Raw genomic sequence first — 15,097 nt, 5'->3', positions numbered from 1 at the left:
TCCTCTGAATTTTGAACCTGTTCTTACACCGCGGCAGCGCCGCCGACGATTTCCGAGATTTCCTGGGTGATCGCCGCCTGACGTGCCTTGTTGTAGATCAGCTGCAGTCCGCTGATCAGATCGCCGGCGTTGTCGGTAGCGTTCTTCATTGCAATCATCCGGGCCGCCTGCTCGCAGGCGTTGTTCTCAACCACCGCCTGATACACCTGGGATTCCACGTAGCGCACCAGCAGGCCGTCGAGCAGCGCCTTGGCGTCGGGTTCGTAGAGGTAGTCCCAGTGGTGCTTCAGGTTCGCGTCGTCCTCGGCCACCAGCGGAATCAGCTGTTCCACGGTCGGCTTCTGGGTCATGGTGTTGACGAACTTGTTGGAAACCACGTACAGGCGATCAATACGCCCATCCAGGTAGGCATCCAGCATGACCTTGACGCTGCCGATCAGATCATTGATCGACGGCTCTTCGCCCAGGTGACTGATGGCTGCAACCACGTTGCCGCCAAAGTTCTTGAAGAAGGATGCACCCTTGGCACCAATCACGCACAGGTCGACTTCCGCGCCCTGTTCGCGCTTGGCGGACATGTCCTTGACGAGCGCCTTGAACAGGTTGATGTTCAGGCCGCCGGCCAGGCCACGGTCGGAGCTCACGACGATATAGCCGACGCGCTTGATTTCGCGCTCGACCATGAACGGGTGACGGTACTCCGGGTTGGCGTTGGCCAGATGGCCGATCACCTGGCGAATGCGCTCCGCGTAGGGACGGCCGGCCGCCATGCGCATTTGTGCCTTGCGCATCTTGCTCACCGCCACCTTTTCCATGGCATTGGTGATTTTCTGCGTGCTTTTGATGCTCGCAATCTTGCTGCGAATCTCTTTTGCGCCTGCCATTTGACACCTATCGGGTTAGCAGGCGGGGGCCCTTACCGGACCCCCGCTGCGGCTTACCAGGTTTGGGTGGCCTTGAACTTCTCGATACCGGCTTTGATGCCAGCGTCGATTTCGTCGTTGAAGTCACCCTTCTCGTTGATCTTGGCCAGCAGAGCGGCGTGCTCACGCTGGAAGTAACCGATCAACGCCTGTTCGAAGGCGCCCACCTTGGCGATCTCGACGTCCTGCAGGAAGCCACGCTCGGCGGCGTACAGGGACAGCGACATCTCGGCGATGGACATAGGCGCGTACTGCTTCTGCTTCATCAGCTCGGTAACGCGCTGACCATGCTCAAGCTGCTTGCGGGTCGCGTCGTCCAGGTCCGAAGCGAACTGGGCGAAGGCCGCCAGTTCACGGTACTGGGCCAGCGCGGTACGGATGCCGCCGGACAGTTTCTTGATGATCTTGGTCTGAGCCGCGCCACCCACACGGGATACCGAGATACCGGCGTTGACGGCCGGACGGATACCCGAGTTGAACATGGCCGATTCCAGGAAGATCTGACCGTCGGTGATCGAGATCACGTTGGTCGGAACGAACGCGGAAACGTCGCCAGCCTGGGTTTCGATGATCGGCAGAGCGGTCAGGGAACCGGTCTTGCCAGTCACGGCGCCATTGGTGAACTTCTCTACGTACTCTTCGGAAACGCGGGATGCGCGCTCCAGCAGACGGCTGTGGAGATAGAACACGTCGCCCGGGTAGGCTTCACGGCCCGGCGGACGGCGCAGCAGCAGGGAGATCTGGCGGTAGGCTACGGCTTGCTTGGACAGATCGTCATAAACGATCAGAGCGTCTTCACCGCGATCGCGGAAGTATTCGCCCATGGTGCAGCCGGAGTACGGAGCCAGGTACTGCAGAGCAGCGGATTCGGAAGCACTGGCAACGACCACGATGGTGTTGGCCAGGGCGCCGTTCTCTTCCAGCTTGCGTACGACGTTGGCGATGGTCGATTGCTTCTGACCGATGGCAACGTAGACGCAGCGGATGCCGCTGTTCTTCTGGTTGATGATGGCGTCGATGGCCAGAGCGGTCTTACCGATCTGACGGTCGCCGATGATCAGCTCGCGCTGGCCACGGCCTACCGGGATCATGGCGTCGACCGACTTGTAACCGGTCTGTACCGGCTGGTCTACCGACTTACGCCAGATCACGCCCGGAGCCACTTTCTCGACGGCGTCGGTCAGCTTGGCATCGATCGGGCCTTTGCCATCGATCGGGTTGCCCAGTGCGTCGACCACGCGACCCAGCAGTTCCGGACCAACCGGGACTTCCAGGATGCGGCCGGTGCACTTGGCATTCATGCCTTCTTTGAGGTCCTGGTATTCACCCAGAACCACAGCACCAACGGAGTCTTGCTCCAGGTTCAGCGCCATACCGAAGACGCCGCCCGGGAATTCGATCATCTCGCCGTACATGACGTCGGCCAGACCGAAGATGCGCACGATACCGTCGGACACGCTGACGATGGTGCCTTCGTTACGCGCTTGCGAGGCGACATCGAGTTTCTCGATACGCCCCTTGATGATTTCACTAATTTCGGAAGGATTGAGTTGCTGCATGCCGCTGCCCCTTCAAACTCAAGATTTCAACGCTTCGGCCAGTTTCGCGAGCTTGCCGCGCACCGAGCCATCGATTACCAAGTCGCCGGCGCGGATCACCACGCCGCCGATCAGGCTCGCGTCTTCCGACGCATGAAGTCGCACTTCGCGACTGAGCCGGGCGCTGAGAGCCTTGGCGAGTTTGTCCTGCTGTTCCTGGTCCAGGGCGAAGGCACTGGTGACCTCGACCTCGACCAGCTTTTCCTGCTCGGCCTTGAGCTGCTCGAACATCTCGAAGATGGTCGGCAGCAGGTCGAGCCGCTTGTTTTCAGCCACAGTCCGGACGAAGTTCTGGGCTGGAGCATTGAGCTTGTCGCCACATACGTCGATCAGCGCATCGGCCTTGGACGCAGCAGTCAGCTGAGGCTCTTTGAGCAGCTGGCGCACGGTGTCGTCCTGCGACACTGCAGCCAGCACACCCAGAGCAGCGGACCAAGCGGCCAATTGCTGATGAGCCTGGGCGTACTCGAAAGCCGCCTTCGCGTAGGGACGAGCCAACGTGGTCAGTTCTGCCATATCGCCCTCGCTTAGATCTCAGCGGCCAGTTGATCAACCAGCTGCTTTTGCGCGTTGGCGTCGATCGAAGCACCCAGGATCTTCTCGGCGCCGGATACGGCCAGTGCACCCACTTGGGCACGCAGAGCATCCTTGACGCTGTTCAGCTCCTGTTCGATCTGGGCTTTGGCCTGGGCGATCATGCGATCACCTTCGACACGGGCCTGATCACGGGCTTCATCAACGATCTGGTTAGCGCTCTTCTTCGCCTGCTCGATGATTTCGGCTGCCTGAGCCTTGGCCTCGCGCAGTTGCTGGCCCGCTTTCTCGTGAGCCAGTTCCAGATCACGAGCCGCACGGTTGGCAGCATCCAGGCCGTCGGCAATCTTCTTCTGACGCTCGTGCAGAGCCGCGATGACCGGAGGCCATACGAACTTCATGCAGAAGATGACGAAGATGGCGAACGCAATGGCCTGGCCGATCAGAGTTGCATTAATGTTCACGCCAACACCTCGCTCGTTCGTTGTCAGTCACGTCTTTCCGGAAGCCGGAAATTAGTGGGCTACCTGAGCGATGAACGGGTTAGCGAAGGTGAAGAACAGCGCGATACCAACACCGATCATGGTCACGGCGTCGAGCAGACCGGCGACGATGAACATTTTCACCTGCAGCATCGGAACCATTTCCGGCTGACGAGCAGCGCCTTCCAGGAATTTGCCGCCCAGCAGGCCGAAACCAATGGCGGTACCCAGGGCGCCCAGACCGATCAGCAGAGCAACGGCGATAGCAGTGAGGCCAACTACAGTTTCCATTTTTCCTCCCGACTTTTTTGTCGTGTTGGTTAAAGGTTGAAGCAAGTTAAGGTGGTGAAACTTCTTTTCCGCGGCCCCTTCCGGGAAGGAAGGAGCCGGTCAGAACTGGTGGATCAGTGGCTGTCTTCGTGCGCCATCGACAGGTAGACGATGGTCAGCATCATGAAGATGAAGGCCTGCAGGGTGATGATCAGGATGTGGAACACAGCCCACGCCCAGTTCAGCACCACGCCCATGCCGCCCAGCCACAGAATGCCGGTGCCGAACATGACCGCGATCAGGATGAAGATCAGCTCGCCGGCATACATGTTGCCGAAGAGACGCAGAGCCAGCGAAACCGGCTTGGCGATCAGGGTCACGAACTCGAGCAGGAAGTTGACCGGGATCAGGATGATCTGAACCAGCATGTTGCTGCTGTGGAACGGGTGCAGGGTCAGTTCGCCGAGGAAGCCGCCGAGACCCTTGACCTTGATGCTGTAGAAGATGATCAGCGCGAACACCGCGATCGACATGCCGAAGGTGGCGTTCGGATCGGTGGTGGCTACGGCGCGGAAGAACAGGTGCTCGTTGCCGGTGACCTTGGCTGCGGCCAGCGGCAGGAAGTCCACCGGCACCAGGTCGATCAGGTTCATCAGGAAGATCCAGACGAACACGGTCAGCGCCAGCGGGGCGATCAGCGGGTTACGGCCGTGGAAGGTGTCCTTCACACTGCCGTCGACGAACTCGACCAGAACTTCGACGAAGTTCTGCAGGCCGCCGGGTTGACCGCTGGTGGCCTTCTTGGCCGCTGCACGGAAGATCAGGATGAACACCAGGCCGAGGAATACCGACCAGCCCAGGGTGTCAACGTGGAATGCCCAAAAGCCCATTTCCTTGGCTTGTTCGGCTGTGTGGGCGAACCCCCAACCACCTTCCGGCAGACGACCAAAGGTCAGGTTCTGCAAGTGGTGCTGGATGTAACCCGAAGCGCTTTCTGCTGCCATGTTTGCCTCAATCGCTCTAAGGTCTTGTAAATGTGTGTCCCATCAGCAGGGGTGCGCACCAGCTGACCAGCAAGGTCAGCAGGTAGATGCCGAACAGAGCCAGAGGCTCCAGCGGCTTCACTCCTGCAAACGCCAGTGCGAAGAGCACTGCCGTCAAAATCAGCTTCCCGGCCTCGCCCGCGTAGAAAGAACGGACGATCAGTTGAGCCGAGCGCGCTCCGCTGTAACGAAACGCCTTGAACGCGAAATAAACATTCGGCAGCCATGCGATGAAGCCTCCGAGCAAACCGGAGTACCCCGCGACCGGCCCCTTGATGAACCAAAGGGTTGCTGCACCAAAAAGCAGCACCACCAGCTGGACGAGCAACAGGCCTAGAGCCGGTTGGCGATGGAAGGGCAAACGAGTGGGCTTGCAGGGTTCCATCTGTCTCACAGTCCTCTGGTGTCGGCTTCGCAAATCAACAACTTGGCATACTTTGTGCCGACAAAATTGCGCGCAGAGTATAGGGGCCCCGGGATACCCGGGCAACAGCCCGGTAGTGATTTCCGACTACCGCTACACATCCGAAGGTTTCAACGGATGTGGGCCAGAACCCCTTGCAACTCGTCCAGCGAGTTGTAGCGGATGACCAGTTGGCCCTTGCCTTTCTGCCCGTGGCGAATCTGTACCGGAGCGCCCAGGCGCTCGGCCAGGCGCTGTTCCAGGCGGCTGATGTCCGGATCGGCCTTGACCGCTTTGACAGGTTCCGCCGGGGCATGCAGCCACTGGCGTACCAGTGCCTCGGTTTGGCGCACGGTGAGGCCACGTGCGACAACATGTCGCGCACCTTCGACCTGACGCTGCTCAGGTAGACCGAGCAGTGCACGGGCATGGCCCATCTCCAGGTCGCCATGGGACAGCAGCGTCTTGATCTCCTCGGGGAGGGCGATCAGGCGCAACAGGTTGGCCACGGTTACGCGCGACTTGCCGACCGCGTCGGCGACCTGTTGCTGGGTGAGTTGGAATTCCTGCTGCAGGCGTTGCAGTGCAGCAGCTTCCTCGATCGGGTTGAGGTCTTCGCGCTGGATGTTCTCGATCAGCGCCATGGCGATCGCGGCTTCGTCCGGCACTTCGCGTACCAGCGCCGGGATCTTGTCCAGGCCGGCTTGCTGGGTGGCGCGCCAGCGGCGCTCACCGGCGATGATCTCGTAGCGGCCGCCATCGATCGGGCGCACCACGATCGGCTGCATGACGCCCTGGGCCTTGATCGACAGGGCCAGTTCTTCCAGGGCCTGCGGATCCATGTCACGGCGCGGCTGGTATTTGCCGCGCTGGATCAGGTCCAGTGGCAGCTGTTGCAGCTCGCGGCTGTCCACCTGGACCGCCTCTTCCTGCAGGGTGGCGGCGCTGGAGCCACTGAGCAGGGCGTCCAGCCCGCGTCCGAGACCTCGTTTCTTCACGGCCATGCGGGTTCCTTAGTTCTTCATGCGGTGGCGGTGGAGCGGGAAGCGCGCTGTCGGCGCGCCAGTTCGCCCGCCAGGGCCAGGTAGGCCATGGCGCCGCGAGATTGCTTGTCGTAGACCAGCGCCGGCATGCCGAAGCTGGGGGCCTCGGCCAGACGCACGTTGCGCGGGATCACGGTGGTGTAGAGCTTGTCGCCGAAGTGCTCCTGCAGCTGCGCGCTGACGTCGTTGGTCAGGCTGATGCGCGGGTCGTACATGGTGCGCAGCAGGCCTTCGATCTTCAGCGCCGGGTTCAGGCGTTCGGCGATGCGCTGGATGCTGTTCATCAGGTCGGTCAGACCTTCGAGCGCGTAGTACTCGCACTGCATGGGGATGATCACCCCGTCGGAGGCGGACAGCGCATTCACGGTCAGCATCGACAGCGATGGCGGGCAGTCGATCAGGATGTAGTCGTAGTTCTCGCGGATCGGAGCCAGCGCCTGGCGCAGTCGGTGCTCCTTCATCTCCATCTCCAGCAGCACCACTTCCGCGGCTGTGAGGTCGCGGTTGGCAGGCAGCAGTTGATAACCGCCGTGCTCGGAGAACTGCATTGCCTGGGCGAGATCGCACTCGCCAGTCAGGACGTCATAGATGGAGTGCTCCAGGTTCAACTTATCCACACCGCTGCCGGTGGTGGCGTTGCCCTGTGGATCGAGGTCGATCAGCAGCACGCGGCGCTTGGTCGCGACCAGCGAAGCGGCGAGGTTGATGCAGGTGGTGGTCTTGCCGACACCGCCTTTCTGGTTGGCGATCGCGAATACCTTAGCCATGGTTTTCCCCCGTCCCCGTCACGCAACGGCGCAGTATCAACAGATGCCGCTGACCTTGGCAACCCGGCACATCCAGCGTGTGCTCGGCTTCGACCCGGAAATCCTCCGGGAGTGCTGCCAGCTCGTCTGCCGGGTGTACGCCTTTCATCGCCAGCCAGCGGGTTTCGCCGTCACCGAGGTGGCGGGTCCAGTTGCTGAAGTCCTCCAGGCTGCTGAAAGCCCGGGAGACGATGCCGTTGAAGGGCTGGGCCGGTTGATAGGCCTCGACCCGGCTGTGGATAACTTCCAGGTTCTTTAGCTTCAGCTCGAGCTTCACCTGGGTCAGGAAGCGCGTCTTCTTGCCGTTGCTGTCGAGCAGAGTCAGGCGCTTCTCGGGGAACAGGATGGCCAGCGGGATGCCGGGCATGCCACCGCCGCTGCCAACGTCGAGCCAGCGTTCACCGCCAGCGGCGACGAAGTTCGGGACGATGCTCAGGCTGTCGATCAGGTGGCGCGAGACCATCTCGTCGATATCGCGCACCGCGGTGAGGTTGTAGGCCTTGTTCCACTTCGCTAGGAGGGCGAGGTAGGCGAGCAGGCCTTGCTTGCGCTCTTCGTCGAGTGCGACGCCGAGCGCGGCTGCCCCACGCACGAGTTCGTCGGCGTGGGCTTGGGTAACGAGGGACATCAGGCGCTTTGCTCCAGCTGGCGGCTCGACGCGCGTTTCTTCAGGTGGATCAGCAGCAGGGAGATGGCCGCCGGGGTGACGCCGGGGATACGCCCGGCCTGGCCGAGGGTTTCCGGTCGGGACTGGCCGAGCTTGTTCTGGATCTCCTTGGACAGCCCGGAGATCGTGGTGTAGTCGATATCGTCCGGCAGACGGGTGTCCTCGCTCGCTCGCAGGCGGGCGATCTCGTCCTGCTGACGATCGATGTAGCCGGCGTACTTGGTGCGGATCTCTACCTGCTCGGCAACCTGCGGATCTTCTGCGCCGCTGCCGGTCACTTCGGCCAGGCTGGCGTAGTCGATTTCCGGGCGGGCCAGCAGGTTGAGCAGGTTGTACTCATGGGCCAGCGGAGTACCGAAACGCTCGGCGATGGCATCGCCCTGCGGCGTGTTCGGGCGCACCCAGGTGCTCTTCAGGCGCTGTTCTTCGCGTTCGATGCCTTCGCGCTTGGCCTCGAAGGCCGCCCAGCGCTTGTCGTCGACCAGGCCGAGCTCGCGGCCTTTTTCAGTCAGGCGCAAATCGGCGTTGTCTTCGCGCAGGATCAGTCGGTATTCGGCACGCGAAGTGAACATGCGGTAAGGCTCCTGGGTGCCCAGGGTAATCAGGTCGTCGACCAGCACGCCGATGTACGCCTCGTCACGGCGCGGGCACCAGGCTTCGCGGCCCTGCGCACGCAGTGCGGCGTTGGCGCCGGCGAGCAGGCCTTGGGCGCCGGCTTCTTCGTAGCCGGTGGTGCCGTTGATCTGGCCGGCGAAGAACAGGCCGCCGATCACCTTGGTCTCCAGGCTGTACTTCAGGTCGCGAGGATCGAAGTAGTCGTACTCGATGGCGTAGCCCGGGCGAACGATGTGGGCGTTCTCCATGCCACGGATCGAGCGGACGATCTCGAGCTGTACGTCGAACGGCAGCGAAGTGGAGATGCCGTTGGGGTACAGCTCATGAGTGGTCAGGCCTTCCGGCTCCAGGAAGACCTGATGGCTGTCCTTGTCGGCGAAGCGGTGGATCTTGTCTTCGATCGACGGGCAATAGCGCGGGCCGATGCCTTCGATGACACCGGAGTACATCGGCGAGCGATCGAGGTTGCTCGCGATGATCTCGTGGGTGCGGGCGTTGGTATGGGTGATCCAGCAGCTGACCTGGGCCGGGTGTTCTTCCTTGGAACCGAGGAAGGACATCACCGGGATCGGCGTGTCGCCGGGCTGCTCGGTCATTACCGAGAAATCGACACTGCGACCATCGATGCGCGGCGGCGTACCGGTCTTCAGGCGACCGACACGTAAGGGCAGTTCGCGCAGGCGTTTGGCCAGGGCGATTGCGGGCGGGTCACCAGCGCGGCCGCCAGAGTAATTCTGCAGTCCGATGTGGATAAGTCCGCCGAGGAAAGTACCGGCGGTGAGTACAACCTGGTCTGCATGGAATTTCAGACCCATCTGGGTCACCACGCCGCGGACCTGATCCTGTTCGACGATGAGGTCGTCGCAGGCCTGCTGGAATATCCACAGGTTCGGCTGGTTTTCCAGGATCTCGCGGATCGCTGCCTTGTAGAGCACGCGGTCTGCCTGGGCACGAGTAGCGCGTACAGCCGGACCCTTGCGGCTGTTCAGCACGCGGAACTGGATGCCGCCCTTATCGGTGGCGTGCGCCATGGCGCCGCCCAGGGCGTCGATTTCCTTGACCAGGTGGCTCTTGCCGATACCGCCGATGGCCGGATTGCAGCTCATCTGGCCCAGGGTTTCCACATTGTGGGTGAGCAGCAGGGTCTTCACGCCCATGCGTGCGGCCGCGAGCGCAGCCTCTGTGCCGGCATGGCCACCGCCGATCACGATCACGTCAAAACGGGAAGGGAAATCCACCACGCACCTCGTGCCTGTCGATCAGGGAAAGAAAAAGAGAGCCGCACAGTATAGGGGCTTAACGGAAACGATTGAAGGGACCTGGACAAAAAGTAGCCAATCGTCGGTCGGCTCACGGAGGGGAAAAGCTATTAACAGAAAAAAATGAAAGGGAGTTTTTAAATCTTTTTAGAGCTAGTGATTATGTTTGGTGTGCACACTATCTGTGGATAAACGATTCAAGCCCCTTAAGGACGCTGGTTTCGAGGAAGGATAAGACTGTGCCGAAGGTGTCGGGAAACGGGGGAAGGCCGGTTGATCACCTGTGCATGGAAAGCACATTTATGCACAGGCGAGTTATCCAGTGGGTTAGCCACGGGCTTGTCTACGTACCTATACGGTAGTTTTCCACAGGGTTCATGAAGGCATGTGAATATTCCCATCGATACCAATAACGGCGTGGGTTAGGAGGATTGTCAGGGTAAGACTGTCCACAAGCGGACGAATGAAGCGGAAGCAAAAACGCCCGGGTACTGTCGAGTAGCCGGGCGTTTGCTGATGTGGATAAGAGGATTACTTGCCGATGCAGAAGCTGGAGAAGATGCGCCCGAGCAGGTCGTCCGAGCTGAAGGCATCACCTATAGAGGTTTTCGGAGCTCGAATACAGCTCCGGCTGTGTCTTCCCAGTTGCTTTCCAGCTCCATCAGGGCGTCGATCGAGTTGGCCAATAACTGCAGAAAGCGGGGTCTGGCAGATACGTAAGCTCCCATGAACTCGCCAATTGGTCGCCCTTCTGCGGATGGCGCGTGCCAGAGCGCATCGAACATAAGATTCGCCTGCGCGTTTACCTTGGGGACTACAGGATAGGTAGCGCAGATTTCGAACCCCGCCTCGACGAAGTGACGCTGCCATTGCTCTATCGGGATGGCGTAATGGATCCCATGGAAGCTTCTATGGTTCTTGCGTGCCTGTTGCGCAATGTCCGCATGCCCAGTTCTTTCCAGCAGATACGGCAGAGTCTCCCACTCTTCATAGCGGTTGGTAACTACACTGCAAGCAAAAGATCCCCCTGGCCGTAGCTTCTCCAAAACACCTTTCAAGTTATCTTCCAGTCTCGGGAAATGCACTAGTGAACCTCGGGAAAACACATGGTCGAACTCGCACATTTTTTGCAATGCGGAAAACCCTCCCTCACTCACGCTGTCGTAACGACCGTAAAGGCGAGCCTGCTCAGCTTGATGCGAGTTTGTGCACATCCCCTCGGCAGTACTGCCTGCTGGCAATAAAATATTAAAGAATTTGGGGTCACTGCATCCCAAGTCGAGAATTCGACCACTCAAGGGAATTCGTCTGAAGGCCGCAAGTTCCCAGGCAAGCCAATGAGCATAACTGGGTAACGTCGGATGAATAGAAATGGTTTTGGAGTAGCTCTTCAGAACATCTGCTGCACCAATCTTTCCCGGAAGCGCAGGGCGATTGACAGCAACGGATGTTTTTAATGGGATTCCCTTTTCATAACTGCGAAGTAAGGGGCCATAAAGCTCGTCCACACGTTGCTTCACTCTTTCACTGAAGTGATTCCGCCAATCTCCGGCAATCCCTTTCCTCTCGTGGGCCATGGTGTTTTCCAGACCTGCTTGGCGCCCTCCTGTCAGAACATCGAAGCGGTTCGTCTCGACTGCGACTCTGAGGCGCTCTGTCGATACATTCAGGCCACCTACAGTGTTGAGAGCCTCCTGCATAAGTTCGAGATCATGGGAGAGGATATCTTCATACTTAAAAATGTGTGTTGGTTCCTGAAGCCAGGATGCTTGAATTAGAGCTGGACCTCGAAGCCATTTTTCTGCAAGGAAGATTAAACCATCGTCAAGACTCATTTGCTCAAGCTGATTACGTAGGTCAGCCAGTCCGGTGGAGCTCAATGCATGGCTGTAGCGAGCGCTGAAATAACCGGATATTAGGGTGTCGCGTAGGTCGCGAACAACGACAAAATGCCTGGAGCCTGCCGGACGATTTATTGAATAGAATTGCTCTTTTGTAAGATAGGCTGTCGGGTAAATACCCCCTTCTATAATGGGATCCAGAAGTAACTGGCCTTCACCGACTCGTGGTCGAATTATTCGCTCAGGAGCTAGAGCTTCCAGAATCTTCAGAATCCATTGCGAGCCTGCTTTCCAATGAGTGATGTGGAATAAGGTGGGAGATAATTGGCGCATTTACATTCCCTCGTAGGATCTGTAGGGGAGACACGAATCTTAGTCAGCAAATATCGTTCACCGTTTTTCTGATATGTAAATTATTTCTTATAGCTGTGCTTACTTGCCGATGCAGAAGCTGGAGAAGATGCGCCCGAGCAGGTCGTCCGAGCTGAATGCCCCGGTGATCTCGCCAAGGGCGTGCTGGGCCTGGCGCAGGTCTTCTGCAAGGAGTTCGCCGGCCCCGGCGAGAAGCAGCTGGGAGTGCCCGTGATCGAGGTGCTGGCCTGCGTGGCGCAGGGCTTCCAGGTGTCGCCGGCGGGCGCTGAAGCTGCTTTCTGCGGTCTGCTCGAAGCCCATGCAGGCCTTCAGGTGCTCACGCAGCAGTTCGAGGCCGTCTCCGGACCTGGCGGACAGGGTCAGGGTGACGTGGCCGTCGGCGCTTTCTTCCAGGCCGATAGGCGATGTGGATAAGTCGGCCTTGTTGCGGATCAGGGTTACGCGAGCGGGGTCCGGTCGTTCGTCGAGGAACTCCGGCCACAGGCTAAAAGGATCCACAGCCTCGGGAGCGGTTGAGTCCACCACCAGAAGTACCCTGTCAGCCTCGCCGATAGCCTTGAGTGCGCGCTCCACACCGATCTTTTCCACATGGTCATCCGTCGTCCGCAAGCCGGCGGTGTCGACGACATGCAGCGGCATGCCGTCGATGTGGATATGTTCGCGCAGCACGTCCCGCGTGGTGCCTGCGATATCGGTGACGATGGCCGCTTCACGGCCCGCCAGTGCGTTCAGCAGGCTGGATTTGCCGGCATTCGGACGGCCGGCGATCACTACCGTCATGCCATCGCGCAGCAGCGCACCTTGGCCTGCCTCCCGCAGAACGCCGGCGAGTTCGGTGCGGACCTTGTCGAGTTGCGAAAGGACATGGCCATCGGCGAGGAAATCGATCTCTTCCTCGGGGAAGTCGATGGCCGCTTCGACGTAGATGCGTAACTGGATGAGCTGTTCGGTGAGCTGATGTACGCGACGCGAAAACTCGCCCTGCAGCGAGCGAACGGCGTTGCGTGCGGCCTGCGCCGAGCTGGCCTCGATGAGGTCGGCGATGGCTTCGGCCTGGGCCAGGTCGAGTTTGTCGTTGAGGAACGCGCGCTCGCTGAATTCGCCGGGGCGGGCTTGGCGCGAGCCAAGCTCCAGGCAGCGCTGCAGGAGCATGTCGAGCACTACCGGGCCGCCGTGGCCGTGCAGTTCGACGACATCCTCGCCAGTGAAGGAATTGGGTCCGCGGAAGAACAGCAGCAAGCCTTCGTCGATGACTTCGCCATCGTCGTCGTAGAAGGGCCCGTAGTGCGCGTAGCGGGGCTGCGGTTCACGGCCGCTGAGGCTGATGGCGATTGGCAGCGCCCTTGGTCCGGAGACACGGACGATGCCGACGCCTCCGCGACCTTGGGCGGTGGCGACGGCGGCAATGGTTTCACGGGCTGCGTTCATGCACGTTCTCCACATAGCAGAACGCCCCACGAGGGGGCGTTCTGTTGTTTGGCTGGTGCGATTATCAGGCTGTCTTGGCCTTGCTCGCGCCTTCGATCTGCCGGGTAATGTACCACTGCTGGGTAATGGACAGGCAGTTGTTGACCACCCAGTACAGCACCAGGCCAGCCGGGAACCACAGGAAGAAGAAGGTGAAGACCACTGGCATCAGCTTCATCACCTTGGCCTGCATGGGGTCCGGCGGAGTCGGGTTGAGCATCTGCTGAACCAGCATGGTCGCGCCCATGATGATCGGCAGGATGAAGAAGGGATCCTTCACCGAGAGGTCGGTGATCCAGCCCAGCCACGGGGCCTGGCGCATCTCGACGCTTTCCAGGAGTACCCAGTACAGGGACAGGAAGACCGGCATCTGCACCAGGATCGGCAGGCAGCCGCCCAGCGGATTGATCTTCTCCTTCTTGTACAGCTCCATCATTGCCTGGGACATCTTCTGGCGATCGTCACCGTGCTGTTCCTTGATCGCCTGCATCTTCGGCGAAACGGCGCGCATGCGGGCCATCGAGCGGTAGCTGGCGGCAGACAGCGGGAAGAAGGCCATCTTGATGACGATGGTCAGCAGGATGATCGACCAGCCCCAGTTACCCAGCAGACCGTGGATGTGTTGCAGCAGCCAGAAGATCGGTTGGGCGATGAACCACAGCGGGCCATAGTCGACGGTCAGCTCCAGGCCCGGGGACAGCTCGCCCAGGTACTTCTGCAGCTTGGGACCGGCGTACAGGGTCAGGTTGGTTTCGGCCTTGGCCCCGGCAGCGACGCTAAGGGTCGGGCCGGTGAATCCGACGATGTAGTTGCCCTGGGCGTCCTTGCGGGTCAGGACGTTGTGGGTGTCGCCCTTGGCCGGAACCCAGGCGGTCACGAAGTAGTGCTGCAGCCAGGCTACCCAGCCGCCCTGCACGGTTTCGTTGACGCCTTCCTTGTCCATGTCCTTCATGGACACTTTCTTGTAGGGCTTGTCCGGGGTCCAGATAGCAGCGCCCAGGTAGGTCGATACGCCAGTGGCGGTGGTCGACGACGGGTCTGCGCTGGCATCACGCTTGAGCTGGGCGAACAGCAGACCGTTCCACTGCTTGCCGCTCTGGTTGTCGATCAGATAGCTGACGTCGACCTGGTAAGCGTTCGGGTTGATGCAGTCGAGCTTCTTCTGCGCTTTTTCCTTGTCGCTGCAGTCGGTCTTCATGCCGCGGTGGAAGGTGAAGCGCTTGATGTAGCTGACGCCGTCGCGGGCGAAGTTCAGGTCGACGACCAGTTTGTCCTGGCCGTCGGCCAGCTGGTATTCGCTCTTGGCGCTGCTGAACAGCGGACGGCCGGCGACAGTCGCGTCGGGACCATCGGCGCCGGTCAGACCGCTCTGGGCCAGGTAGGTGCGTTGCTGGTCATGCTCGAACAGCGGGAACGGCAGGTCCGGGCGATCCTGGCGGAACGGGTACTGGGTCAGGCCCAGTTGCACCACGTCGCCACCGCGCGGGTCGATGGCCAGTTCGAGAACGTCGGTCTTGACCTTGATCATCTGGCCAGTCGCGGCCGCTGCCTGGGTGTTCGGCAGGCTAGCAGTAGCGGTCGGCGCCGTAGGCACGTCGGCACTGGCGGTGCCGCTGGTCGGCACGGAGGTGTCCGGCAGACCTTGGTTCTGCTGGTTGAAGGTCGCGGTCTGTTCCGGCAGCTGGGGCTGACCGTAGTCCTTGTTCCACTGGAGAACCAGCGCATAGGACACGATTGCCAGGGCGACGAATAGGATTGAACGCTTGATGTCCAT

Annotated in this window: 14 protein-coding genes; all 14 read right to left on the bottom strand. The window is 60.4% G+C overall.

The features are described from left to right. Positions 1 to 23: 23 nt before the first annotated feature. The 14 genes from atpG to yidC all read right to left on the bottom strand — a co-directional run bounded on the left by atpG (position 24) and on the right by yidC (position 15,097). A complete protein-coding gene (gene atpG, locus ACA097_RS12720) occupies positions 24 to 884 on the bottom strand; it encodes a F0F1 ATP synthase subunit gamma (protein ID WP_043256724.1) in 861 nt (286 codons plus the stop codon). Positions 885 to 937: 53 nt separating this feature from the next. After that, positions 938 to 2,482 (bottom strand): F0F1 ATP synthase subunit alpha, encoded by a 1,545-nt coding sequence (gene atpA / locus ACA097_RS12715; protein ID WP_043256725.1) that lies wholly within the window; start codon positions 2,480 to 2,482, stop codon positions 938 to 940. Between the two features lie 18 nt (positions 2,483 to 2,500). Then, on the bottom strand, positions 2,501 to 3,037 hold the full coding sequence (locus tag ACA097_RS12710; protein ID WP_043256727.1) for a F0F1 ATP synthase subunit delta: 537 nt from the start codon (positions 3,035 to 3,037) through the stop codon (positions 2,501 to 2,503). An 11-nt stretch (positions 3,038 to 3,048) separates the two neighbouring features. Continuing rightward, entirely contained in the window at positions 3,049 to 3,519 is a 471-nt protein-coding gene (locus tag ACA097_RS12705; RefSeq protein WP_043256729.1) for a F0F1 ATP synthase subunit B, read from the bottom strand. 51 nt (positions 3,520 to 3,570) lie between these two features. Next, positions 3,571 to 3,828: a F0F1 ATP synthase subunit C gene (gene atpE / locus ACA097_RS12700; RefSeq protein ID WP_043256731.1), complete on the bottom strand. Its 258-nt coding sequence runs from the start codon at positions 3,826 to 3,828 to the stop codon at positions 3,571 to 3,573. 113 nt (positions 3,829 to 3,941) lie between these two features. Next, on the bottom strand, positions 3,942 to 4,811 hold the full coding sequence (gene atpB, locus ACA097_RS12695) for a F0F1 ATP synthase subunit A (RefSeq protein WP_043256732.1): 870 nt from the start codon (positions 4,809 to 4,811) through the stop codon (positions 3,942 to 3,944). A 16-nt stretch (positions 4,812 to 4,827) separates the two neighbouring features. Continuing rightward, a complete protein-coding gene (locus tag ACA097_RS12690) occupies positions 4,828 to 5,235 on the bottom strand; it encodes a F0F1 ATP synthase subunit I (RefSeq protein WP_043256735.1) in 408 nt (135 codons plus the stop codon). Positions 5,236 to 5,384: 149 nt separating this feature from the next. Continuing rightward, positions 5,385 to 6,257, bottom strand: a complete 873-nt coding sequence (locus tag ACA097_RS12685; protein ID WP_043256737.1) for a ParB/RepB/Spo0J family partition protein — start codon at positions 6,255 to 6,257, stop codon at positions 5,385 to 5,387. Between the two features lie 17 nt (positions 6,258 to 6,274). Continuing rightward, positions 6,275 to 7,063, bottom strand: coding sequence for a ParA family protein (locus ACA097_RS12680; RefSeq protein ID WP_043256739.1), 789 nt, complete (start codon positions 7,061 to 7,063; stop codon positions 6,275 to 6,277). Further along, entirely contained in the window at positions 7,056 to 7,730 is a 675-nt protein-coding gene (rsmG, locus tag ACA097_RS12675) for a 16S rRNA (guanine(527)-N(7))-methyltransferase RsmG (protein ID WP_043256741.1), read from the bottom strand. The genes ACA097_RS12680 and rsmG overlap by 8 nt, the downstream gene beginning before the upstream one ends. After that, a complete protein-coding gene (mnmG, locus tag ACA097_RS12670; protein ID WP_043256743.1) occupies positions 7,730 to 9,622 on the bottom strand; it encodes a tRNA uridine-5-carboxymethylaminomethyl(34) synthesis enzyme MnmG in 1,893 nt (630 codons plus the stop codon). The genes rsmG and mnmG overlap by 1 nt, the downstream gene beginning before the upstream one ends. 617 nt (positions 9,623 to 10,239) lie before the next feature. After that, the gene (locus tag ACA097_RS12665; protein ID WP_371370316.1) at positions 10,240 to 11,817 is read right to left on the bottom strand and encodes a sulfotransferase domain-containing protein; all 1,578 of its coding nucleotides are present in this window, start codon (positions 11,815 to 11,817) and stop codon (positions 10,240 to 10,242) included. Between the two features lie 99 nt (positions 11,818 to 11,916). Next, positions 11,917 to 13,284, bottom strand: a complete 1,368-nt coding sequence (mnmE, locus tag ACA097_RS12660) for a tRNA uridine-5-carboxymethylaminomethyl(34) synthesis GTPase MnmE (RefSeq protein ID WP_371370315.1) — start codon at positions 13,282 to 13,284, stop codon at positions 11,917 to 11,919. A gap of 64 nt (positions 13,285 to 13,348) precedes the next feature. Beyond that, positions 13,349 to 15,097, bottom strand: a complete 1,749-nt coding sequence (gene yidC, locus ACA097_RS12655) for a membrane protein insertase YidC (protein ID WP_371370314.1) — start codon at positions 15,095 to 15,097, stop codon at positions 13,349 to 13,351.

This window comes from Pseudomonas sp. QL9 (genome assembly GCF_041409665.1).
Classification (GTDB): domain Bacteria; phylum Pseudomonadota; class Gammaproteobacteria; order Pseudomonadales; family Pseudomonadaceae; genus Pseudomonas; species Pseudomonas knackmussii.
The sequence above is the reverse complement of the archived record's forward strand: the minus strand, read 5'-3'. Positions and strand labels throughout refer to the sequence as shown.